24 protein-coding genes, 1 tRNA gene and 1 pseudogene are annotated in these 22,411 nt (G+C 73.6%); 17 read left to right on the plus strand and 9 right to left on the minus strand.

Translation table 11 applies throughout. The annotated features are described in order from the left end of the window. The 5 genes from MNY62_RS21850 to MNY62_RS21870 all read right to left on the minus strand — a co-directional run. Positions 1-900: FliM/FliN family flagellar motor switch protein (locus tag MNY62_RS21850; protein WP_242346460.1), on the minus strand; the 900-nt coding region annotated here is incomplete at its 3' end. Between the two features lie 123 nt (positions 901-1,023). Then, positions 1,024-1,347 carry a hypothetical protein gene (locus MNY62_RS21855; RefSeq protein WP_242346461.1) on the minus strand — a complete coding sequence of 108 codons (324 nt, stop codon included), beginning with the start codon at positions 1,345-1,347 and terminating at the stop codon, positions 1,024-1,026. Then, entirely contained in the window at positions 1,344-2,063 is a 720-nt protein-coding gene (locus tag MNY62_RS21860; RefSeq protein WP_242346462.1) for a secretion protein, read from the minus strand. Before MNY62_RS21860 ends, MNY62_RS21855 begins: the two co-directional genes overlap by 4 nt. Positions 2,064-2,075: 12 nt before the next feature. Further along, positions 2,076-2,426 (minus strand): hypothetical protein, encoded by a 351-nt coding sequence (locus MNY62_RS21865; RefSeq protein ID WP_242346463.1) that lies wholly within the window; start codon positions 2,424-2,426, stop codon positions 2,076-2,078. Between the two features lie 7 nt (positions 2,427-2,433). Next, positions 2,434-2,871: a hypothetical protein gene (locus tag MNY62_RS21870; RefSeq protein ID WP_242346464.1), complete on the minus strand. Its 438-nt coding sequence runs from the start codon at positions 2,869-2,871 to the stop codon at positions 2,434-2,436. A 142-nt stretch (positions 2,872-3,013) separates the two neighbouring features. Between MNY62_RS21870 and MNY62_RS21875 the strand changes: the two genes are divergently transcribed. From MNY62_RS21875 to MNY62_RS21885, 3 genes are read left to right on the plus strand one after another with little or no spacing between them, the layout of a single operon-like run. Next, entirely contained in the window at positions 3,014-4,327 is a 1,314-nt protein-coding gene (locus MNY62_RS21875; RefSeq protein ID WP_242346465.1) for a flavohemoglobin expression-modulating QEGLA motif protein, read from the plus strand. A 32-nt stretch (positions 4,328-4,359) separates the two neighbouring features. Next, positions 4,360-5,712 carry a cytochrome P450 gene (locus MNY62_RS21880; RefSeq protein ID WP_242346466.1) on the plus strand — a complete coding sequence of 451 codons (1,353 nt, stop codon included), beginning with the start codon at positions 4,360-4,362 and terminating at the stop codon, positions 5,710-5,712. 56 nt (positions 5,713-5,768) lie between these two features. Further along, positions 5,769-6,455 carry a hypothetical protein gene (locus tag MNY62_RS21885; protein ID WP_242346467.1) on the plus strand — a complete coding sequence of 229 codons (687 nt, stop codon included), beginning with the start codon at positions 5,769-5,771 and terminating at the stop codon, positions 6,453-6,455. A 39-nt stretch (positions 6,456-6,494) separates the two neighbouring features. Here the strand turns inward: MNY62_RS21885 and MNY62_RS21890 are convergent, their stop codons facing one another. After that, the gene (locus MNY62_RS21890) at positions 6,495-7,613 is read right to left on the minus strand and encodes a VIT1/CCC1 transporter family protein (RefSeq protein ID WP_242346468.1); all 1,119 of its coding nucleotides are present in this window, start codon (positions 7,611-7,613) and stop codon (positions 6,495-6,497) included. Positions 7,614-7,711: 98 nt separating this feature from the next. Between MNY62_RS21890 and hisD the strand changes: the two genes are divergently transcribed. The 14 genes and pseudogenes from hisD (at position 7,712) to MNY62_RS21960 (ending at position 19,540) form a co-directional block, all read left to right on the plus strand. Then, complete coding sequence (gene hisD, locus MNY62_RS21895) at positions 7,712-9,121, plus strand: histidinol dehydrogenase (RefSeq protein WP_242346469.1); 1,410 nt, start codon at positions 7,712-7,714, stop codon at positions 9,119-9,121. Next, positions 9,118-9,735, plus strand: coding sequence for an imidazoleglycerol-phosphate dehydratase HisB (hisB, locus tag MNY62_RS21900; protein WP_242346470.1), 618 nt, complete (start codon positions 9,118-9,120; stop codon positions 9,733-9,735). Before hisD ends, hisB begins: the two co-directional genes overlap by 4 nt. A gap of 124 nt (positions 9,736-9,859) precedes the next feature. After that, on the plus strand, positions 9,860-10,471 hold the full coding sequence (hisH, locus tag MNY62_RS21905; protein WP_242346471.1) for an imidazole glycerol phosphate synthase subunit HisH: 612 nt from the start codon (positions 9,860-9,862) through the stop codon (positions 10,469-10,471). Positions 10,472-10,480: 9 nt separating this feature from the next. Next, complete coding sequence (hisA, locus tag MNY62_RS21910; protein WP_242346472.1) at positions 10,481-11,197, plus strand: 1-(5-phosphoribosyl)-5-[(5-phosphoribosylamino)methylideneamino]imidazole-4-carboxamide isomerase; 717 nt, start codon at positions 10,481-10,483, stop codon at positions 11,195-11,197. A 9-nt stretch (positions 11,198-11,206) separates the two neighbouring features. Beyond that, positions 11,207-11,968: an imidazole glycerol phosphate synthase subunit HisF gene (gene hisF / locus MNY62_RS21915; protein WP_242346473.1), complete on the plus strand. Its 762-nt coding sequence runs from the start codon at positions 11,207-11,209 to the stop codon at positions 11,966-11,968. A 107-nt stretch (positions 11,969-12,075) separates the two neighbouring features. Continuing rightward, positions 12,076-12,315 (plus strand): annotated as a pseudogene (hisI, locus tag MNY62_RS21920) (phosphoribosyl-AMP cyclohydrolase); the annotation flags it as partial. Positions 12,316-12,347: 32 nt separating this feature from the next. Continuing rightward, entirely contained in the window at positions 12,348-12,689 is a 342-nt protein-coding gene (gene hisE / locus MNY62_RS21925; protein WP_242346474.1) for a phosphoribosyl-ATP diphosphatase, read from the plus strand. Between the two features lie 131 nt (positions 12,690-12,820). Beyond that, on the plus strand, positions 12,821-13,015 hold the full coding sequence (gene rpsU, locus MNY62_RS21930; protein WP_242346475.1) for a 30S ribosomal protein S21: 195 nt from the start codon (positions 12,821-12,823) through the stop codon (positions 13,013-13,015). Positions 13,016-13,032: 17 nt separating this feature from the next. Continuing rightward, on the plus strand, positions 13,033-13,482 hold the full coding sequence (locus MNY62_RS21935) for a GatB/YqeY domain-containing protein (protein ID WP_242346476.1): 450 nt from the start codon (positions 13,033-13,035) through the stop codon (positions 13,480-13,482). Positions 13,483-13,533: 51 nt separating this feature from the next. Further along, entirely contained in the window at positions 13,534-15,408 is a 1,875-nt protein-coding gene (dnaG, locus tag MNY62_RS21940; RefSeq protein WP_242346477.1) for a DNA primase, read from the plus strand. After that, positions 15,405-17,897 carry an RNA polymerase sigma factor RpoD gene (gene rpoD, locus MNY62_RS21945; RefSeq protein ID WP_242346478.1) on the plus strand — a complete coding sequence of 831 codons (2,493 nt, stop codon included), beginning with the start codon at positions 15,405-15,407 and terminating at the stop codon, positions 17,895-17,897. The genes dnaG and rpoD overlap by 4 nt, the downstream gene beginning before the upstream one ends. A gap of 38 nt (positions 17,898-17,935) precedes the next feature. Beyond that, positions 17,936-18,008: transfer RNA gene (locus MNY62_RS21950), tRNA-Ile, on the plus strand. Between the two features lie 27 nt (positions 18,009-18,035). Further along, the gene (locus tag MNY62_RS21955) at positions 18,036-18,770 is read left to right on the plus strand and encodes a zinc ribbon domain-containing protein (RefSeq protein ID WP_242346479.1); all 735 of its coding nucleotides are present in this window, start codon (positions 18,036-18,038) and stop codon (positions 18,768-18,770) included. An 8-nt stretch (positions 18,771-18,778) separates the two neighbouring features. Beyond that, on the plus strand, positions 18,779-19,540 hold the full coding sequence (locus MNY62_RS21960) for a ribonuclease HI family protein (protein ID WP_242346480.1): 762 nt from the start codon (positions 18,779-18,781) through the stop codon (positions 19,538-19,540). A 31-nt stretch (positions 19,541-19,571) separates the two neighbouring features. Here the strand turns inward: MNY62_RS21960 and MNY62_RS21965 are convergent, their stop codons facing one another. The 3 genes from MNY62_RS21965 to MNY62_RS21975 all read right to left on the minus strand — a co-directional run bounded on the left by MNY62_RS21965 (position 19,572) and on the right by MNY62_RS21975 (position 22,117). After that, positions 19,572-19,796: an anti-sigma factor family protein gene (locus MNY62_RS21965; protein WP_242346481.1), complete on the minus strand. Its 225-nt coding sequence runs from the start codon at positions 19,794-19,796 to the stop codon at positions 19,572-19,574. A 371-nt stretch (positions 19,797-20,167) separates the two neighbouring features. Next, positions 20,168-20,725, minus strand: a complete 558-nt coding sequence (def, locus tag MNY62_RS21970; RefSeq protein ID WP_242346482.1) for a peptide deformylase — start codon at positions 20,723-20,725, stop codon at positions 20,168-20,170. A gap of 72 nt (positions 20,726-20,797) precedes the next feature. Then, positions 20,798-22,117 (minus strand): DUF4388 domain-containing protein, encoded by a 1,320-nt coding sequence (locus tag MNY62_RS21975; RefSeq protein ID WP_242346483.1) that lies wholly within the window; start codon positions 22,115-22,117, stop codon positions 20,798-20,800. Positions 22,118-22,411 lie beyond the last annotated feature (294 nt).

Here is a 22,411-nt window from a genome sequence, read left to right on the forward strand (position 1 = left end):
CTCGCCCGCGCGCAGCGTCACGAGCCCGCGCCGGTCGAGCGCGAGCGGCAGGGTGGCTCCCGGCTCCAGCCGGGCGAGCTCGGCGAGGGTCACCTCCACCCGGGCGAGCTCGATCTCGAGCACCACCGGGAGCTGCGCCATCCGTTGCGTCATGTCGATCTCCTCCACGTGAAAGGTCCCGTCCTCGAGATGTCCGGCGAGCCGCGCGCCCCCCGGGAGCACCAGCGCGCGCGGCTCGGCCGTGGCGTCGAGCACTACGACGTCGCCCCTCGCGAGCGCGTCGAGCTCCTCCGGCGCGAGCGCCGCCGCCCCGCCGCGCAGCGAGGCGACCACCCGGAGCCCCGCGGCGGAGCCGTCCCAGTCCGGCGCGCCGCCCAGCGCGCGGACCGCGGACGGAGGCAGGAGGAGCCGCGCGCGCCCGGAGACGCCACTCGCGGTGATGGTGAGCTCGATGGCGAGCGCCGCAGCGGGCTCCGGCGCGGCACGGCAGAGGCGTGGCGCCAGCGCCTCCTCGACCGCGGCGACCTCACAGGCGCCGTCGAGCGCCGAGAGCGCGAAGAGCTCCAGCGCCGCGGCCTCCACCCCCGTGAGCGTGGTCGCGCCGAACGTCTCGCCCGTGCCGCCCGCGAGGCGGTCGACGAGCGCGACGACGAGGCCGGGCTCGACCTCGAGCGCGCCCGCCCCGGGAAGCGCGGGAAGATCGAGACCGAGGCGCGCGACGCCGGCGCGCGGGCGCGCGCGCGCCGGGACCGCTCGCGCCTCGACCGCGACCGCGCCGCCGAGGAGCGACCCCAGCGACCGCGCCGCCGCCGAGGCGACCTCCGCGCCGAGGGCGCGTGCCGCAAAGGTCAGCTCGGCGTGGCCGCGGGAGACGGACGGGAGCTCGAACGGAAAGGACATGGACCGCGGACGGTCCACGGCCCATGCCAGCGCGAGCCGGTTCGGAATCACTGCGGTTTTTCCCCGCCGCCCGGATCCGGCGGGCCGCGGCCCGAACGGGCCGGCCGGATCGCGGCCGCAGGGTCAGGGGCCGAGCCGTTCCCGGCAGATCCGCGACAGCGCCGGGGCGACCGCCGGGGCGGGCAGGCCGCGGCGTACGGCGCGCAAGATCTCGGCGATGCGCGGGCGCTCCGACGGATTGGGGGGCACCGGGGCGCCCCGGTACGCTGCCGCGAGCGCGGCAGCGAGCGCAGCGAGCCGCTCGGCCCGCGAGCCCGGCGCGAGCCGCTCGGCGTGGGCGCGCACCTCGCGGATGTCCGCGGAGCCCAGCCGCGCGAGCAGGGCCGGGGCGCGCTCCGGCGCGAAGGCGGCCGCGAGCGAGGCGAGGAGACGGTCCGAAGGGTTCACCGGGCACCTCCGCCCCGGAGCCGCCCCGCTGCGGAGATGCCGGCGAGCGCGGCGCCGCCGAGCCCGGCCAGCGCTGCGAGCGCGAGGAGCAGCCGTGAGCGACGCGCCGGAGGGGGAGCAGGAGGAGGGGCCTCCGCGCCGGGCGCGATCACCACCGAGACGGCCGACGGCTCGAGCCCGTCGGCCGCGCCCGCGACGAGCGCGCGGATCCCGGGCTCGAGCGCCCGCACCGCGGCACAGGAGGCGGGGCGGCACTTGACCAGGACCGCCCCGCGCGGCGGAGGGCGCTCGCCCGGGCGGAGGGGATCGGGCTGCGGCAGGCCGAGGTGGACCCGCGCCTCGACGACGCCGTCGATGCTCTCCACGCTGCGCGAGAGCTCGCCCGAGAGCGCGTGCAGATACAGCGCGTGCTCCTCCGTCGGCGTCGGCACCATCGAGCCCTTGCCGAAGACCTCGCCGAACCCCGCCGCCCGCGGCCTCGGGAGCTGCCGCTCGGCGAGGATCCGGTGGGCGCGCGCCGCGTCGCGCCCGGTCACCGAGACGATCCACCGACCGTCCGAGCCTTCCTCGCGGGCCTTGGTCGCGGCGAGGCCGCCCTCGTCCAGCGCGACGAGGATCTCGTTCGCCTGCGCCTCGTCGAGGCCGTGCAGGAGCTCCTCGTCCCCGCAGCCGGCGAGCAGCGTGGCGAGGGCGAGGAGCGTGAGCGCACGTCGCATGAGGAATCTCCTTCAGACCTGGGTGTTGAGCGCCTGCTTCACGGACTGGGCGCCCTGCTCCACGAGCTTCGAGGCGAGATCGACGGTCTGGACGACGCGGTACGCCTCGGCCTGGAGGCCGAGGAGCTCCTGGGCGCTGAACGTCCTGCCCTGGCGCGCCGCGGCGAGCACGCCCTCCAGACGCCGCTGCGCGCGCTCGACCCCCTGGAGCGCGGCGAGCGCCGGGCTCGGACGGGGGGGCGGGGCGCTCGCCACGGGCGCGGGCGTTCGCGCCTGGAGCAGCGCGGAGAAGCTAGGCTTGTCGGGCGAGACCGGGGCGGCGGGACGGGCCGCACCGGCCGCGCCGACGGGCGCGAGGGGCATGGCGGCCTCAGTGGATGTTGTTGATGGCCGACTTCGCGCTGTCGTGCTTCACCTTCATGACGTTCGAGAGCGCGGCGAACTCGCGGCTCTCGCGCTGCATGCTCTCCTGCAGCTGCAGGTACTGGAGGTTGAAGCTCTGGGACTGCTGCTGCAGCGCGCGCGTCGCCGCGACGATGTCGCCCTCGCCGACGGCGGTCTCCGCGGAGCGCGTCCCGCCGGCGACGCCGCCGCTCGCGAGCGTGCCGGCCGCGAGCGTGCCGGCCGCGGAGCGCAGGGCCCCGGAGACGACGGTGCCTCCGGGCACGAACGGCGCGGCGAGCTCGACCGACGCGGCGACGCCGCGGGCCGCGCTCGCCGCGGCGGTGCGGAGCGCCGAGCCGAAGCGGCCAGGCTCGGTCTTGCGCTCGGTGGTGGTCGCGAGGTGGATGGACGGGATCGGCTTCATGGTGTGGCCTCCTGGCAGGGCGGTGAGCAACCGGCATGCCGCTCCGCATCTCCAGCGGGTGCTGGCCGCGCGGCGCTCGCCGCGGGACGGAGGACGGCCGCTCGCGGCCGGCGCACGGACGCCGCCGTGGTAACGTCGCCGCGTGTCGCGTGAGTACCTTCGCCGGTTCAGCGATCAGATCGTCCACGCCCAGCGCCCGATCCGCGTCCTCCGCGCCATCAACTGGGGGGCGCACGTGCACGAGCGGTTCTTCCGGCACGGCGCGAAGGAGCTGCCGCGCCCGGAGTACCCCGCGCTCGGGTTCGTCCCGGCGGACAAGGTGAAGGAGCTCCGCGCCATCCGGAGGCAGATCCGCGGGAAGAACCCGGTCGAGGAGCTCCTGCGGAAGAAGTGCGACGAGTTCGTCGCCGTGGCGCAGATGCTGGCGGCGCGCGGGACGAGGCGCTTCTACGAGATCTCGCGGCGCGTCTACGGCGACCCGCGCGATCGCTTCCCCGACCACAACGTCGACAACCTGGCCATCGCGCGCATGTGGGCGTCGCGGCCGCGGGCGCGCGACGAGGAGCAGGTCTATTCGGCCGAGGAGGCGGCGCAGCGCATCGTCGAGCTCTGCAGCCCGCTCCTCGGGGGCAACGTGACCGCGGTCGTCACGTCCCGGCTCACCGCGAACGCGGCGGCGGGCGCGACGCGGATCACCCTCAGGACCGGCGCCCGGTTCTCGGAGCGGCAGGTGCACGCGCTCGCCCATCACGAGGGGCTGTGGCACGTCCTCACCTCGCTGAACGGCTTCCGTCAGCCGGTGCTCACCGTGCTCGGGGTGGGGCTCCCCCGGTTCACGGAGTCGCAGGAGGGCGGCGGCATCGTCGCGGAGTTCCTCACCGGGTACATCACGGACGAGCGCTACATCGAGCTCGGCGAGCGGACGATCGCGATCGACATGGCCGCGCGGGGGGCTGACTTCCTCGAGGTGTACCGCTACCTCCTCGCGCGCTTCCCCCCGGAGAAGGCGGCGCTCATGAGCGAGCGCGTGTTCCGCGGCGGGCTCCTCGAGGGCGGCGCGCCGTTCACGAAGGACGCGGCCTATCAGCGCGGCTACTGCCGGACCTTCAACTTCCTCCGCGCGGCGCTCGAGCAGCGCGACGTGGAGCTCGTGCGCGCGTTCCTCGCGGGGAAGATGAGCGTCGACGACGCCGAGCTGGTGCGGGATCTCGTCGAGGAGGGGCTGTGCGTGGGGCCGGTCTTCCTGCCGGAGTGGTTCATCGACATCGATCGGCTGAACGCGCTCGCGACCCACAGCGTCACCATGAACCGGTTCAGCCTCCCGAGCGTCTCGCGCTACTACGCGGCGCGGCGGAAGGAGGGCCGGCCGGTCGCGGAGCTCCCTCCATCGCTCCGGGAAGACAGCGAGGAGCGCGCGCGGCCGGTGGGGACGGACGAGGGGGACCAGGGGGAGTAGCGGCGCGCGAGGCCGGCGCGTAGATCGCTCGGATGTCGCGCGCCGCCGCCGTTCCCGGTCCGCGGACGTTCTCGCCCGGCGGCAGCTACCGCCCGTTCGCGCGCGATCCGCTCGGCTTCCTCACCGGGCTCCGCCGCACGTATGGGACGGTGGCGCGGTTCCGGGTGGGGCCGCGGCGGGTGTACCTGCTCTCCGATCCCGAGCTGGTGCGCGAGGTGCTCGTGGTCCACGCCGCGCGCGTCCGGAAGGATCGCGGGCTCGAGGCGGCGCGCACGGTGCTCGGGGACGGGCTCCTCACCTCCTCGGGCGAGACGTGGCGGCGCCACCGACGGCTGGTCCAGCCCGCCTTCCATCCGGACCGGATCGCGGCGTACGCGCCGGTGATGGCCGCCCGTGCGGCCGCGCGCGTGGAGCGCTGGCGCGACGGACAGCGCCTCGACGCCGCGGCCGAGATGGCGGCCCTCGCGCTCGAGATCGTCGCGGCGGCGCTGTTCGGCGCGGAGGTCGGACGCGAGGTCGACCGGATCGCGGCCACCGTCGGCGAGGCGGTCGACGCGTTCCGGATCTCGCGCATCCCGCTCGCGCCGCTCCTGGATCGGCTGCCGGTCGCGTCGACGCGACGGGTGCGGCGGGCGCGCGAGGCGCTCGACCGGACCGTGCTCGGCTTCGTCGCGGCGCGGCGGGCACGCCCGGGCGACGATCTCGTCTCCGCGCTCATCGGCGCCCGGGACGCGGAGGGCGGCCTCGGGCTCACCGACCGCGAGGTGCGGGACGAGGCGATGACGCTCTTCCTCGCCGGGCACGAGACCACCGCGAACGCGCTCGCCTGGACGATCGACCTCGTCGGCCGCCACCCCGAGGTCGAGGCGCGGCTCCGGGACGAGGTCGCCCGCGCCACGCGAGGGCGGCCACCGTCCGCGAAGGACGTGCCGTGCCTCGAGTACGTCCGCCGGGTCCTGACGGAGGCCATGCGGCTCTATCCGCCGGCATGGACGGTCGCGCGTCGGGCCGTGGAGGATCTCGAGCTGCCGGGAGTCACGATCCGGCGCGGCGAGACCGCGGTGATGAGCCAGTGGGTGATCCATCGCGACCCCGTCCTGTACCCCGAGCCCGAGCGGTTCGATCCGGATCGCTGGCTGCCGGAGCGGCACGCCCGGCTGCCGCGGCTCGCCTACTTCCCGTTCGGCGCGGGCCCGCGCATCTGCGTGGGCGAGGGCTTCGCCTGGACCGAGGCGGTGCTCGCGCTCGCGGCAATCGTTCGGCGCGTCCGGCTGGTCCCGCTGTCGCCCACGCCCCCGGTCCCAGTGCCCCGCATCACGCTCCGGCCTGGCGGCGGGGTGCCGGTGCGGGTCGAGGTGGCCCCGGTGCGTTTCGACGCAGGGTGACTGTCCGCTGGACGTGCGGCAGTGCTCTGCTACGCTGCGCGTGAAAGGATCTCCTCATGCGCCGACTCGCCGCCGCCCTGTTCCTGGCCGCTCTGCTCACACCCGCCCTCTCCCTCGCCGAGGGTGCTGCGCCGGCGGAGTGGTCGCTCGGCGGCGGTCTCAGCTGGACGCTCGTCGGCGACCCGATCTCGGCGATCCTCCTTCCCTCGGGCGCGTACGTGACGTCGATCGACGCCTCGATCCCGAGCGTCAACGCCTCCATCGAGCGGCGCGCCGGCGAGCGCACCTGGGTCGTCTTCGGCCTCGCGGGGGGCGCGGACCGGCGTGAGATGGATCCGGCGCCGTCCGGCGCGATCAACTATTCGCCCACGGAGCAGACCGTGACGGGCGCGTTCGCCTCGGTCGGCGTGCGCCGCGTCCTGACCCCCCGCGATGCGCCCGTCGACTTCTCGATCGTCGGGGCGCTCGAGGGCGGGTTCGTGCGCGCGAGCGAGACGACGCCCGCGCAGGTCGGGGGCGAGATCGATGCGACCTACCGGTCCCGGCTCGTCGGCGTCAGCGGCGGGATCGCGCTGGACCGCACCCTCACCGGCTCGCTGTCGCTCCGCATCGCGACGCCCCTCGTCACCGCCTCCTACGCGAGCGTGAGCAGCACCGCGACCGGCCAGGCGGACCGCGACGGGAGCGCGCTGCGCGCCCATGTCGTCCTCGCGCCGCGGCTCGAGCTCCGGATCGCGTTCTAGCGAGCGCGGCGCGGGGCGCGCGCCGGGCGGTGTTCCCGCTCAGCCCACGGTCGCGCCGAAGAGCCGCCCCACCGCGTAGGTCACGCTCGCGGCGACCGCGGCGAGGCCGACCATGCGCGCGGCGGAGCGGACGACGCTCGTGCCGGACAGGAACCCGAGCAGCCCGCCCACGGTGGCGAGGAGCGCGCCCGCGAGCGCGGAGGCGATCGCGACGGCGGGCGTGCCGGTGGTGAAGAGGAAGGGCAGAATCGGGACGAGCGCGCCCACCGAGAACAGGACGAACGACGCGACGGCGGCGTGGATGGGAGAGCCGAGGTCCTCGGGGTCGAGCCCGAGCTCCTCGCGGACGAGGGTGTCGGCGGCGCTGTCCGGGTTCTTGAGGATCTCGGCGGCGGTGCGGCTCGCCTGCTCGGTGGAGAGCCCCTTCTGCTTGAAAATGAGGGTGAGCTCCGCGGCCTCCTCCTCCGGCGCCTCGGCGATCTCGCGCTTCTCCAGCTCCACCTGGCGGATGAGGAGATCGCGCTGGCTCGCGACGGAGGTGAACTCGCCGGCCGCCATCGAGAAGGCCCCGGCGAGGAGCCCGGCGAACCCGGTGACCACGACCGTCCCGGGTGCGACGCCCGCGCCGGCCACGCCCAGGATGAGCGAGAGGTTCGAGACGAGCCCGTCGTTCATGCCGAACACGGCGGCGCGGAGCGAGCCCGAGCTGCGGCCGGCCCGGTGCCAGCGCTCGCGCGCCGCGATGATCTCCCGCGCGTCGGTGGGCGCGCCCTCGCTCATGCCCACGAGCGCCTTGCGGTGCGCGCGCTCCTCCTCGGCGATGGCGCTCGCCTCTCCGCCCTGGCGATCGTACTTGTCCGCGTCGCCCGCCTCCGTCTCGAGGACCATCGGCACGACCGCCGCGGAGCCGAGGCGCCGCGCGAGCCAGACGAGCGCGCGGACGCGGGAGCTCGGCCGGTCGGGCGGGACGGCGACCCCCTCGCGCTCGAGCTTCTTCAGCCAGAGCTCGGCGTGCCGCCGCTCGGCGTGCGCGAGCTCGCGGAAGCTCTGGGCGCGTGCGGGATCCTTCTCGTGGCGCGCGAGCCCCTCGTACAGGGCGGCGCCGTCGCGCTCGTCGAGCAGGTTCTGGAGCCACAGATCGGTGCGCGGGGCCGTCATGGGGCCGGAATGTAGCAGGGCCGGGGTCCGCCCGGCCCGGAAGGCTCGCCACGGACGGGGCGGGTGGTCTATAGAAATGGGCCCCCGGAGAACTCCCCGTGCAGAAGCTCGATACCCGTGACCCGTCGTTCGCCGAAGCGTGGGCGCGCGTGTGCGCGCGCGGCTCGGACGAGGACGAGGCGCCCGTCCGCGAGGCGGCGCTGGCGATCGTGCAGGACGTCCGCGCCCGCGGCGATGCCGCGCTCCTCGAGTACACGCGGCGCTTCGACGGCTGGGAGCCGGGCGGGCCGGAGGGGCTCGTCCTCGGCAAGGACGCGTTCCGCGCGGCGTTCGAGGGGCTGCCGGCGGAGGGGAGGCGGGCGCTGAAGCTCGCCGCGGGCCGGATCGCCGACTTCCACCGGCGCGAGCGCGACGCCGAGGTGCCGGCGCGCCGCGACGCGACCGGCGCGACGCTCGCGCAGGTCGTGCGGCCGCTCGCGCGCGCCGGGCTGTACGTTCCGGGCGGCACGGCGCGCTATCCGTCCTCGGTGCTCATGACGGCCATCCCGGCCAGGGTGGCGGGAGTCGCCGACATCTACGTCTGCTCGCCCGGCGTGAAGGGCACCGGGGAGATGGACGCCTGGACGCTCGCCGCCTGCCACGTGGCCGGCGTATCGCGCCTCTACCGCGTCGGCGGAGCGCAGGCGGTCGCCGCGATGGCGTACGGGACGGCCTCGATGCCGGCGGTGGACAAGATCTGCGGGCCGGGCAACGCCTACGTGGCCGCGGCGAAGCGGCTCGTGTTCGGCCAGGTCGACATCGACATGATCGCCGGGCCGAGCGAGATCCTGGTCCTCGCCGACGCGGCAGCCGACCCCGCCGAGGTGGCGAGCGATCTCATCGCCCAGGCCGAGCATGACGCGCGGGCGGTGTCGGTGCTCGTCACCCCCTCCAGCCGGCTCGCCGAGGCGACGCTCGCGGAGGTCACGCGGCAGCTCGCGGACCTGCCCCGTCGCGACATCGCGCGGCGATCGCTCGACGACCGCGGCGCCGCGGTGGTGACGAAGGATCTCGCCGAGGCGGTGCGGCTCGCCGACGCGTTCGCGCCCGAGCACCTCGCCCTGCACGCCCGGAACGCCCGGGCGCTCGTCCCGAAGCTCTCGCGCGCGGGGGCGGTGTTCGTCGGGACGAGCACGCCCGAGGCGGTGGGCGACTACCTCGCCGGCCCGAGCCACGTGCTCCCCACCGCGGGGACCGCCCGGTTCGCCTCGCCGCTCTCGGTCGCCACGTTCCGCCGGCGGATGAGCGTCCTCGAGCTCTCGCCGCGCGCGCTCGCGGAGGTCGCGCCCGCGGTGGAGGTGCTCGCGAAGGCGGAGGGACTCGAGGGCCACTGGCGCGCGGTGGCGGTCCGGGTCGGGAAGAAGGCCGCGCCGGCGGCGCGCGGGACGAGCGCGCGGCGGGCTCCGAAGGGGTCCGCAGGCGGCACGAAGCGGGGTTCCCGCGCGGCGGCGGGGAGGAGGACGCGGTGAAGCGCTCGGGGGCACGGAGCGGCGCGGCGAGCGCGCGGCGCGGCCAGGTGGCGCGCAAGACGAAGGAGACGGACGTCGCGGTCGAGCTCGCGCTCGCGCCGGGCGAGTCGAGCATCGCGACCGGGCTCCCGTTCTTCGATCACATGCTCGATCAGATCGGGCGCCACGGCGGGATGACGCTCGCCGTCCGCGCGAAGGGCGACCTCCAGGTCGACGCGCACCACACCGTCGAGGACGTCGGCATCGGGCTCGGCGAGGCGCTGCGGCAGGCGACCGCCGACAAGGCGGGCCTCGCCCGCTACGGCCACGCGGTCGTGCCGCTCGACGAGGCGCTCGTCGAGGTGGTGGTGGATCTCTCCGGCCGGCCGCACCTCACCTTCAACGCGAAGCTCCCCTCCGGGAAGAAGTTCATCGGCGCCTACGACGTCGACCTCACGCAGGACTTCCTCCAGGCGCTCGTGAACCACGCGCGCATCTGCCTGCACGTGAACGTGCGCTACGGGCGGAACCTGCACCACGTGGTCGAGGCGATCTTCAAGGCGACCGCGCGCGCGCTCCGGGCGGCGACGGCGCGCGAGGGCACGGCACTTCCGTCCACTAAGGGGGTCCTGTGAGCCGGCGAGCGCAGGGGCAGCCGGATAAGGCTGCCCCGGAGCGAGCAGGGGGTCCGGGGGAGCGCAGGCTCCCCCCGCGTCAGCACGGGGGAGCCGAGCACTCCCTCGGTACGGAGGACCTCCTGTGAGCCGGGCCGGGACCATCGCCCTCGTCGACTACGGCGCGGGGAACCTGCGCTCGGTGGAGAACGCGCTGCGCGAGGTGGGCGCGCGGGTAGTGGTCACGCGCGATCCGGACGCGGTGCGCCGCGCGGATCGGGTCGTCGTGCCGGGGCAGGGCTCCATGCCGGAGTGCGCCGAGGCGATGCAGCGGAGCGGCGTCGCCGACGCGCTCCGCGAGGCGATCGCGCGGGGCGCGCCGGTGCTCGGGATCTGCGTGGGCCTGCAGCTCCTGTTCGAGGAGGGCGAGGAGGCGGGCGGGGCGAAGGGGCTCGGCATCCTCCCGGGCCGCATCCGGCGCCTCCCCGAGGGCGTGAAGCTCCCGCACATCGGCTGGTCGCCGGTGCGGCTCGTCGGCGCGCGCCCGGCGATCTTCGCGCCCATGGACGGCGCCTACGTCTACTTCGCCCACTCCTACGCCGCGCCGGCCGACGCGCCGGGCGTCGCGCTCGTCGCGACGCACGGCACGACCTACTGCGCCGCGCTCGCCCGCGAGAACCTCCTCGCCGTGCAGTTCCACCCCGAGAAGAGCCAGAAGGTCGGGCTCGCGTTCCTCGAGCGCTTCGTCTCGATCTAGGAGCCCACGATGCTCGTCATCCCCGCGATCGACCTCATGGGCGGCGAGGCCGTCCGGCTCGAGAAGGGTGACTTCGCGACCAAGACGGTCTACGCGCGCCACCCCGCCGAGAAGGCGGCGGAGTTCGCGGCCGCCGGGGCGGCGCTCCTCCACGTCGTGGACCTCGACGGCGCGAAGGCCGGCTGGCCGGTGAACCTCGACGCCGTGCGCGCGATCTGCGAGGTGCCGGGGCTCGAGGTGGAGCTCGGCGGCGGCCTCCGGTCGCTGCCCGACATCGAGAAGGTGCTCGCGCTCGGGGTCCGCTACGTGGTGCTCGGCACCGCGGCGGTCGAGCGGCTCGGGCTCGTCGAGCAGGCCTGCCAGCGGTTCCCGGGGCAGGTGCGCACCGGCATCGACGCCCGGAACGGCGAGGTGAAGATCGCCGGGTGGCTGGAGGGGACGGGGCTCTCGGCGGTGGACGTCGCGCGCCGGGTGAAGGCGGCGGGGGTCGGCCTCGTCGAGTACACCGACGTCGCGCGGGACGGCATGTTCACGGGCGTCGACGCGGCCGGGGCCGCGCGCATCCAGGCGGAGGCGGGGATCCCGGTGGTCGCCTCGGGCGGCGTCGCGAGCCTCACGGACGTCGAGGCGTGCCGCGCGGCCGGGCTCGCGGGCGTCATCGTCGGCAAGGCGCTCTACGAGCGCCGCATCGATCTCGCGGCGGCGATCGCCGCCGCGGTCGCCTAGGATCCAGCCATGCCCGCGAAGCGCATCATCCCCTGCCTCGACGTGAAGGGCGGCCGCGTCGTGAAGGGGATCAAGTTCGAGAACCTCCGCGACGCCGGCGATCCGGTCGAGGCGGCGCAGCGCTACGACGCGCAGGGCGCCGACGAGGTCACCTACCTCGACATCGCCGCCACCCAGGAGAACCGCGGGACGCTGCTCGACCTCGTCACCCGCACCGCCGCGCGCGTGTTCGCGCCCCTCACGGTCGGCGGCGGCGTGCGGAGCGAGGAGGAGTTCGTCGCCCTGCTCCATGCCGGGGCGGACAAGGTGTCGGTCAACTCGGCGGCGGTGAAGGACCCGTCGCTCGTCGACCGGCTGTCGCGAATCGCGGGCGCGCAGGCGCTCGTCGTGGCCATCGACGTGAAGCGCCGGCCCCACACCTCGCCGCAGGAGTGGGAGGTCTACGTCGCGGGCGGGACGCGGCCGACCGGCCTCGAGGGCGTCGCCTGGGCGCGCGAGGTCGCGCGGCGCGGCGCGGGAGAGCTGCTCCTCACGAGCATGGACCGGGACGGGACGCGGGCGGGCTACGACCTCGAGCTCCTCGAGCGCGTGTGCGAGGCGGTGACCATCCCGGTGATCGCCTCGGGCGGCGTCGGTACGCTCGAGCACCTCGCCGAGGGGCTCAGGATCGCGGACGCCGCGCTCGCCGCGTCCATCTTCCACGACGGGCAGCACACCGTGCAGGAAGCCAAGGCGTACCTGCGCGAGCGCGGTATCGAGGTGCGGCCGTGACGCGGCCCCTGAGCCCGCGCCGCGCCGGCGCCGCGTCGGCGGCCGACCCGGCCGCGCTCGAGGCGCTCCTCGGGCGGGTGAAGTTCGACGATCGCGGGCTCGTGCCGGTGGTCGCTCAGGAGGAGGACGGGACGGTCCTCATGGTCGCCTGGGCGAACCGGGAGGCGCTGCTCGCAACCGTTCGCACCGGGCGGGCGACATACTGGTCCCGGAGCCGGCAGTCCATCTGGGTGAAGGGCGATACCAGCGGCCACGTGCAGGAGGCGCGGGAGATGGCGCTCGACTGCGACGGGGATACGGTCCTGTACGTCGTCCGGCAGACCGGGCCGGCGTGCCACACCGGAGCTCGGAGCTGCTTCTCGGAGATACTGGAGATCCCATGGCAGACGAACGCTTCCTCGCCCAGCTCTGGGCGACCATCGAGTCGCGCAAGGCCGACCTCGGCGCGACCGAGAGCTACACCCGGCAGCTCCTCTCGAACCCGTCCCGCATCCGCCGGAAGATCATCGAGGAAGCGTACGAGGTGAACGAGGCTCACCAGGCGCTCGAGGCCGGGCGGGACACGAAGGACCACGTGGCCCACGAGGCGGCCGATCTGCTGTATCACCTGTACGTGCTCCTCTCCGCGGCGGACGTGACGCCCGCGGAGGTGTACGCGGTGCTCGAGCGGCGCCACGGCGGACCTCGCCGGCAGAAGAGCGGCGGGGGCGGAACCCCTTGACAGGGGTGAGGATTTCGTCTAATAGCCGCCCCTCAGCCGCACGGAGGGCCGGGCGTCCGAGGGTGCCCGGCTCGTTTTGCGTTTCGGCGGTAAACCCGAGATCGAAGTAACAGAGAGCGGAGACGAACTGGATGACCGGCGTGCGCGTCAAGGACGGCGAGTCCTTCGAGAATGCGATGAAGCGCTTCAAGAAGCAGTGCGAGAAGGCGGGGATCCTCTCGGAGATCCGCAAGCGCGAGCACTACGAGAAGCCGTCCGTGAAGCGCAAGAAGAAGGCCCTCGCCGCCAAGAAGCGCGCGATGAAGAAGATGCGTAAGGCCTTCTAGTCCCTCGGGAGGGGTCGATGGCGCTCAAGGAGACACTCGACGCGGACATGAAGGCCGCGATGCGGGAAAAGGACGCGCCGAAGCTCAGCGTGATCCGGATGCTGAAGAGCGCCATCAAGTACCGCGAGATCGAGGTGATGAAGCCGCTCGACGACGCGGGCGTGCTGGCCGTCATCGCCACGGAGATCAAGCGGCGCCGCGACTCGGTCGAGCAGTACCGGGCCGGGAACCGCGCGGACCTCGCGGACAAGGAGGAGGCGGAGATCCTCGTCCTCCAGGCCTACCTGCCCGCACAGCTCGGCGAGGACGAGCTGCGCGCGAAGGTGGACGCCGCGATCGCGAAGACTGGGGCGCAGGGCCCGAAGGACATGGGGGCGGTGATGAAGGCCCTCCTGCCCGAGGTGCAGGGCCGCGCGGAGGGCAAGGCGGTCAGCGACATGGTGAAGGCGCGCCTCGCCGCGAAGTAGCGCGCCGTTCCGCCGGGTGCGCGGACGGGCGCGCATCCCGCATCTGAGAGGATGCTCCTGATCCCCGAGGCGCTCATCGAGCAGGTCCGGGATCGCGTCGACGTCGTGGCGGTGATCGGCCGCCACGTGGAGCTCAAGAGGTCCGGACGGACGTGGAAGGGCTGCTGCGTCTTCCACGGGGAGCGCACGCCGAGCTTCCACGTCTACCCGGAGGACAAGCACTTCAAGTGCTATGGCTGTGGCGCATACGGCGACGTGTTCTCGTTCCTGCAGCGGCTCGAGGGCAAGGAGTTCCCCGAGGTGGTGAAGGCGCTCGCGCAGGAGGTGGGCGTCGAGATCCCCGAGGCGGCGGAGGAGGACAGCGCCGAGGCCCGGCGTCGCCGCAAGGAGCGCAACGAGGTGCTCGCGGCGTGCGATGCGGCCGCCCGCTACTGGGCGGCCCGCCTGCAGAGCCGGTTCGGCGGGGAGGCGCGGCGCTACCTCGAGGAGCGCGGCATCGGCGAGGAGGCGATCCGGCGGTTCCGGATCGGGATCTCCGCGGACGGCTGGGGCGACCTCGTGCCGCGGGTCGCGGAGAAGGGCATCGGCGCGGACGCGCTCCTGCGCGCCGGGCTGCTCGTCGAGAAGGAGAAGGGCGGGGCCTATGACCGGTTCCGCAACCGCCTCATGTTCCCCATCGCCGGCATGGACGGGCAGGTGATCGGCTTCGGCGGTCGCGTCATGCCCGGCGAGGCCTCCGACAAGGCCGGCGCGAAGTACATCAACACGCCGGAGACCCCCCTCTACAAGAAGTCGAAGGTCCTCTACGGGCTCGAGCTCGCGCGCGAGAGCATCCGCAAGACGCGGACCGCCGTCCTGGTCGAGGGCTACTTCGACGTGATCGGGCTCCACCAGGCGGGAATCGCGAACGCGGTGGCGGTCTGCGGGACCGCGCTGACGGAGGAGCACGTCGAGCTGCTCGGCCGCTGCGACTGTCGCGAGGTGACGATCCTCTTCGACGGCGACGTCGCCGGCCTCGCCGCCCCCGCCAAGGCGGCCGCGGCGCTCTTCCCGGCCGGCGTCTCCGGCAAGGTCGCCCTCCTGCCGTCGCAGGGCGGGAAGACCGATCCCGACGAGTACGCGCGCGCCCACGGGCGGGCTGGCGTCGAGGCGCTGCTCGCGAAGGCGACCCCGCTCTCCGAGCACCTCATCGATCGCGCCGTGGAGCGGGCGTGCGGGGGAGCGCCTCGGGACGCCGCGCTCGAGGCGAAGCTCGCCGCCGTTCGCGAGATCACCCCGTTCGTGCGGATGATGCCGGAGGGGCTCGCGCGTTCTGTCTTCGAGGACGCGATCGCGAAGCGGCTCGACCTCGACCTGGGCGCGCTTCGGGCCGAGCTCGACGGGGAGCGGCTGAGAAGGCAGCCGCCCGCCCGCCCGGAAGCCGCACCCACCTCGCCGAGGCCGCCCCCGAGGACGGCTCCGACGAGCCGGGTGAAGCTGCTCCTTCCGGGGCCTGCGGCCGACGCCCTCGGCCTCCTGGCTGCGTTTCCGGAGCAGCTCGCCGGCATCGCCGACGAGGAGGGGCTGCCGGGGCTCATGCCGCCCGGTCCGCTCGCCGAGCTCGCGCGGGACCTCATCCGCGAGCCGATACCGCTCGACGCGGCGCTCGCGCGCATGCAGGCCGCGGGGGACGAGGACTCGTTCCGGCGCGTCCGGGACATCGTCGGGCCGGCGCGGCCACCTGTGGAGCGCGCCGTGACCGAGCTGCGGAAGGCGGCGGTGAAATCGAAGCTGGAGCGGCTGGGGTTGGAGATGGGAGAGGCGGAGAGGCGCGTCGCCAGGGCGGGAAGCGCCGCCGTCGACGACCTCTCGACCCACTACCAGCGGCTCGTCAACCAGAAGCGGGACCTGCAGCGCCGACTGCAGTCTCTGGAGCGCAGCGGATGAAACGCAAGCTGCGGAGCATTCTAGGGAAGTTCGCCGGGCTCGCCCGCCCCAGGCACGTTAAGGAAGCGCCACCTCGAGCAGCCGAGCCGTTGAAGGAGCCGAAGCACATGACCACGAAGGCCGCGAAGAAGCCGCTCAAGAAGCCTGCCGCCCGGACGAAGGCGAAGCCGGCGCCGCGGGAGAAGGAGCGGCTCGCGAAGGCCGCGAAGGCGAAGCCCGCCGCCAAGCCGGCGGCGAAGGCCGCCCGGGCGCCCGTGAAGGCGGAGAAGGCGGCGCACGCGCGCAAGCCCGAGAAGGCGGCGCACGCGCAGCGGCCGGAGAAGGCCGAGAAGATCGCGGCGCGCCTGCCCGAGAAGGCGGAGAAGGCCGAGAAGGCCGAGAAGGCGCCGAAGAAGAAGCTCGAGGCCGGCGCGCCCGCCGAGTCCGCGGCCGCTCCGAAGGCGAAGGGGCCGAAGCTCCGCAAGGCGGCGGTGCCGTTCGACGAGGCGGAGGCCGACGGGATCGAGGAGAGCGAGGAGCCCGAGGCCGCCGCCGCGGACGACGACGAGCTCGACGAGGATCTGCCGCAGGACGACATGAGCGACATCACCGAGCGGTCCGAGGTGAAGGCGCTCATGGCCCGCGGCCGCGAGAAGGGCTTCCTCACCTACGACGAGGTGAACGACGCCCTGCCGTCCGACATCGGCTCCGAGCAGATCGACGACGTCATGTCGATGTTCGGCGAGCACGACATCGAGGTCGTGGACGGCGCCGAGAAGAAGATGAAGCTCCCCGACAAGCCGCCCGAGCCCGAGGGCAAGGCGGAGGTCGAGGAGGAGAAGGATCCGGACGAGGACGCCGGCTACGGCAAGTCCAACGACCCGGTCCGCATGTACCTGCGGAAGATGGGGTCGGTGTCGCTCCTCACGCGCGAGGGCGAGGTCGAGATCGCCAAGCGCATCGAGGAGGGCGAGAAGGAGATCCTGGCCGCGGTGCTCTCGTCCAGCATCGCGATCCGCGAGATCCTCGAGCTCGGCGAGCGCCTGCGCAAGGGCAAGATCCGGGTCCGCGAGATCATCAAGGACGCGGGCGACGAGCAGCAGGCCGAGCGCGAGGAGGAGAGCGAGGAGGAGTCGCTCGAGGCCGAGGCCGAGGTCGAGGGCGCTGCCGAGGGCGAGGTCGAGGCCGACGAGGTGGTCGGGGAGGCCGTCGCCGAGGGGGTGCCGGTCGAGGGCGCCGAGCCGGAGCGCCCGAAGATCCCGAAGGAGGAGGAGCGCAAGGTCGAGCACGTGCTGAAGCACATCGACCTCATCCGCAAGCTCGAGGGCGACGTCGCGAAGGTGAAGGAGACGCTCGCGACGAAGAAGCTCTCCGAGCCGAAGCGCAAGGAGCTCCGGACGGAGATCAAGACCATCGAGGGCGAGATGATGGAGCACCTCGAGGCGATCCAGCTCAACAAGAAGCAGATCGACCGGATCGTCCTGCGCCTCAAGGGCTTCATCAAGCGGGTGGAGGAGGCGGAGCGCGAGCTCGCCGACTGCGAGCGCGCGACCGGCGTCCCGGTCCGCGAGCTCCGGCGCCTCCTGCGCGAGGCGCGCGAGGACGAGGGGGCGCGCAAGAAGCTCGCGAAGAAGCTCGCCTGCTCGGCGGAGGAGATCGAGGAGCTCGACCGGACCGTGCGCTCGGCCTACCGCAAGATGCTGCGCGTGCAGGAGGAGGCGGAGGTCCCCGTCGACGAGCTCCGCCGCACCTACCGCACGATCAGCGACGGCGAGCACAAGGCGGAGCGCGCGAAGACCGAGCTCGTCGAGGCGAACCTGCGCCTCGTCGTCTCGATCGCGAAGAAGTACACGAACCGCGGCCTGCAGTTCCTGGATCTCATCCAGGAGGGCAACATCGGCCTCATGAAGGCGGTCGACAAGTTCGAGTACAAGCGCGGCTACAAGTTCTCGACCTACGCGACGTGGTGGATCCGCCAGGCGATCACGCGCGCCATCGCAGACCAGGCGCGCACGATCCGCATCCCGGTCCACATGATCGAGACGATCAACAAGCTCATCCGGACGAGCCGCTACCTCGTCCAGGAGCTCGGCCGCGAGCCGACGCCCGAGGAGATCGCGGAGAAGATGGAGCTCCCGCTCGACAAGGTCCGCAAGGTCCTCAAGATCGCGAAGGAGCCCATCAGCCTCGAGACGCCGATCGGCGAGGAGGAGGACAGCCACCTCGGCGACTTCATCGAGGACAAGTCGCTCGTCTCGCCGTCCGACGCGGTCATCAACATGAACCTGGCCGAGCAGACGCGGAAGGTGCTCGCCACGCTGACGCCGCGCGAGGAGAAGGTCCTGCGCATGCGCTTCGGCATCGGCGAGAAGAGCGATCACACGCTCGAGGAGGTCGGGCAGGACTTCGAGGTGACTCGCGAGCGCATCCGCCAGATCGAGGCGAAGGCGCTCCGGAAGCTGCGCCACCCGAGCCGCTCGAAGCGGCTGAAGAGCTTCGTGGAGAACTAGGTCGTCGTGATGTGGTAGACGGTGCCTGCTGGGACCCTGGGCCCATAGCTCAACGGTCAGAGCGGTCGGCTCATAACCGATTCGATCCAGGTTCGAATCCTGGTGGGCCCATCATTCGAGGGAGCGAGAGCCTTGTCGTTGCGTGAGAAGCTGAAGGCGCTGGAAGAGCTGCAGCAGATCGACCTCGAGGCGAACGAGGTCAGGGGAGCGCTCGGCGCCATCCCCGCGAAGAAGACGTCCGTGGAGGCCGCCATCGTCGACGCCCGCAAGGCCTACGACGACGAGAAGCAGCGCCTCGACGGCAACGAGCGGGAGCGGCGTCAGCTCGACAGCCTCCTCGCGATGGAGCGCGACAAGGTCAAGAAGTGGGAGGGCCGCCTCGGCGAGATCAAGACGCCTCGCGAGTACGCCGCCCTCTCCCGCGAGATCGACATCGCGAAGAAGTCGAACGAGACGCAGAGCGACCACGTGAAGGAGCTCACCGCCCAGGCGGGCGAGATCCGCAAGACGCTCGACGCCAAGGCGGAGGCGCTCTCCGAGCGCGAGCTCGCGGCGCAGGGCGAGCTCACGGAGCTCGAGCAGAGCACCGCGGCCGCCGAGGAGAAGCTCCGCGAGCTCGACGCGCGCCGCGCCGAGGCCGCGAAGAAGGTCGATCCGGGCCTCCTCGCGAAGTACGAGAACATCAAGAGGCGCCGGGCGGGCGTCGCGGTCGCGCCGGTCGTGGGCATGACCTGCAAGGGCTGTCACCGGAACATCCCCCCGCAGCTCGCCATCACCCTGCAGCGGGCGAACTCGATCGAGACCTGCCCCAACTGCCACCGCATCATCTACTCGGCCGACGCGGTGAACCCGCCCGCGCCGTCGCCGGCCTAAGGCCCCCCGTGGCGAAGTCCGTCCTCGCCGAGCTCCTCCGCTTCATCGCCGCGAACGAGCAGCTCCCCCGGACGCTCCAGCGCTACTCCGGGCACGACCGCGACACGCTCGGGAAGCTCATCGACGCCGCCGCCGATCGGATCGAGGAGGCGGAGAAGGCGCGCGAGGCCGCCGCCCCCGGCGGCTCGAAGGGCATCAAGGTCCGCAAGCAGACCGACGTCGAGAAGGCGGCGGCCCGCTCCGCCGCCGAGCTCGACGAGGCGATGGACCTCTCCAAGGCCGAGCGCGATCAGCGCCGCCGCGAGCGCGCCGCCCAGGCGGAGCGCGAGGCCGCCCAGGCCGCGGCCGCCGAGGCGGAGGAGCGCGAGAAGCGCACCCGGCTCTTCACCGACGGCGCGGCGCGCGGCAACCCGGGCCCCGCCGGCGCCGGAGCGGTGATCGTGAGCCCGGAGGGCCACATCGTCGCCAAGGTCGGCAAGTTCCTCGGCGAGTCCACGAACAACGTCGCCGAGTACATGGGGCTCATCCTCGGGCTCCGGCGCGCGAAGGCGATGGGCATCAAGGAGCTCGAGGTGTTCGCGGACTCCGAGCTCCTCGTGAAGCAGCTCGCCGGCGACTACGCCGTGAAGGCCGAGCACCTGAAGCCGCTCCACGACGAGGCGCAGGCGCTCCTCAAGGGCTTCAGCTGGATCCAGGTCCGCCACATCCCGCGCGAGGAGAACGCGCAGGCGGACGCGATGTCGAACCGCGCGATCGACGAGCGGCTCTAGCCGCGACGGTCGTGGCGGCGGACTGCTCCGTTCAGTGAAGCCCGGCCGAGCGCGGGTATCCCCGCCGTGAGAGCCCGTGCATCGCCTCGACCGTGGCGAGGAGCTCGAGCGCGAGCCGGGCGCAGGCGGGGCAGCCGGAGACGTGCAGCCTGACCCGAACCAGGGCAGCCGCATCGCGCTCTCCGTCGAGCAGCGCGGAGAGCCGTTCGGAGAGCTCGTCGCAGCGCAGCGGAGCGAGCGGGCCGGAGATGAGCATGGCGGGCACCTCCTGCCCGGTCCGAGCCGGCCTCGCGCGGAAGGAGCTTCGCGGCACCCGAGAGGGCCGGACGCGCCGAGAGACGTCCCGCAGGCGCACGAAACCGGAGCCGAGGCGGGCTACCGCAGCGACGCGCGCCGAGGCGCTCCTTCGACGGGAGCCGCGCACAGCGGCGCCTGGCAGTGCGCCGCAGGCGCAAGGAGCGAGCAGGCCCGGGATCGTGCCGGACGCGCCGAGAGACGTCCCGCAGGCGCACGAGCCCGGAGCCGAGGCGGGCACCCGCAGCGACGCGCGCCGAGGCGTACTGCTTCCGTACGCCGCAGGCGCAAGGAGCGAGGACGCCCGCCGCAGGCCCGGGATCGTGCGCCGAGTTACAGCGCGCGCTCGTGCTTGGGCGCGTCCCGTACGGCCCGCGCCGACTCCTCCGCCCGCTGCGTCTTGAGCTTCTTCATCCGCTTGCGGATGAGCTCGCGCTTCAGGCTGGAGAGGTGGTCCACGAACAGCGTGCCCTGGAGGTGATCGGTCTCGTGCTGGAGCGCGATGGCGAGCAGGTCGTCGGCCTCGAGCTCGAACGGCTTGCCGTGGTAGTCGAGCGCGCGCACCCAGACCTTCGCGGCGCGGTCCACGTCCTCCGCCTCGCCCGGAATGGACAGGCAGCCCTCGGTCCAAGTCGTCTCGCCCTCGTACCGGACGATCTCCGGGTTCACGAGGTGGAGGAGCTTCTGCCCTTCCTGGCGCGGGGACGTGTCGATGACGATGACGCGCTTCAGCACCGCGACCTGCGGCGCGGCGAGGCCGACGCCGTCGGCGGCGTACATGGTCTCTGCCATGTCGTCGAGCAGGCGGCGGATGGAGTCGTCCACCCGATCGACGGGCTTCGCGACCTCCTTGAGGATCGGGTCGGGCCAGATGACGATTTCACGCACCATGAGTTCAGTTCACTCCAACGTGTCCGACCGCTTACTTAATCCATGCGCCGGCCGGCCGCACCTCCACCGTGCTCATTCGCCCAGGCCGCCGAGGTACTCCGCGCGGAGCCGGTCGTCCGCGAGCACCTCCCGGGCGTCCGCGACGACGGTGAGGATCTCGTCGAGCGCGGCCGGAAGGCCCTCTCCGCGGAGGCCCGCGTGCCGCGCGGCGGTCAGCTCCGCGGACAGGCGCTCGGCTGCTTCCCGGACCTCATGCGGGGTGCACAGCCGCCCGAGCCCGAGGATGGTGAAGTAGTCGGCGCGGCGCACCTGATCGAGCTTCTCGTGGATCCGGGCGACGTCGATGGCGGCCGTGGCCGCGGCCGCCGGGCGGCCTCCCTGGAGCACCCGGACGCGGAGCGCCTCGACGAGGACGAGGGCGGCGAGGACCTGCCGGGTCGACAGCGCGTCGAGCGGGCTCGCGGCGACGATCTCGTCGAGCGTGCGGAGCCCGTCGGCGAGCGAGACGGCCCGCCGCTCCTCGGGGGACAGGCCGAGGTCCGCGAGGGCGGGCGCGCCCTCGGCCGGGACGAGGAGCGTGCCCGGGCCGCCGAGCACCTCGTCGACGCGCGCGGCGAGCCAGCGGCGGCGCACGCCCTCGACGGCGAGCGCGAGCGAGCCGCGCTCGAGCGCGATGCGCTCCTCGGAGGGGACGTGCGCGGCGGCCCAGCGGAACCGCCCGGCCTGATCGGCGAAGACTCCGAACACGACCTCCTCGGCGCGGCGACGGACGAGGGAGGTGAGCTCGGTCGGCTTCAGGAACCCACGCTCGAGCAGGAGCAGCGCGGCCCGGCGCGAGGGGAGCGCCGCGGCGGCGGTCGCGATCTGGCGGTGCTGGTCGCGCGTGAGCAGGCCGAATCGCAGCGCGAGCTCCTCGATCCGATCGGCCGGGTCGCCGCTCGTCGCGCCGACGACGCGCCCGTTCTCGAGGTGGATCGAGCGCGACGCCTCGCCCTCCACGTCGATCCTTCCGCTCACCTTCTGGCGCGCGGCGAGCGCGAGGAGCCGCGGGGCCGGCAGATCGGCGAGGGTTCCGCTGCGGAGCTCGGGCGGGGGCGGCGGCAGACGCGGCGCGAGGGCGTCCGCCTCGAGCGCCTCCGCCAGCCCCAGCAGCGCCGGATCCGGTGAAGGCGCGGAGTCGGGCTCCCGGCCGCGCAGCGCGGCCACGCGCCGGCGCGCCGCCTCGTCGGGCGGCGGCGCCGAGCGGGCGGGCCGGAGCGCGGGCGCGCCCTCGTCCGGGAACGGGAACGCCGCCGGCTCCCGCGCGGCCTCCTCCGCGAGCCGGCGCAGCTCCGCCTCTGCGTCCTCCCTGCGCCGCGACTCCTCGTCGCTGCGGCGGCGCAGGGCCTCCATCTCGGCGCGGGCGCTCTCGATCGCGCGGCGCAGCGTCTCCTCCTCCGCCTCGCGCCTCCGCGCCGCCTCCTCGGCCTCGGAGCGGGCCTCCTCGTCCGCGATCCGCCTGAGCTCCTCCGCCGCCTGCTCCTCGGCCGCGGCGCGCGCGATGACGCTCTGGATCCGCTGGGCCGAGGATCAGCGCGAGCGGGGTCCTGAGCTCGTGGCTCACGTTCGCGAAGAACCGGGTCTTCTGGCGCTCGAGCTCCTTCGACTTCTCATAGGCGGCGCCCAGCTCGCCGAGCGTGGCCTCGA

Origin of the sequence: Anaeromyxobacter terrae, assembly GCF_022690685.1 — a bacterium.
GTDB lineage: Bacteria > Myxococcota > Myxococcia > Myxococcales > Anaeromyxobacteraceae > Anaeromyxobacter > Anaeromyxobacter terrae.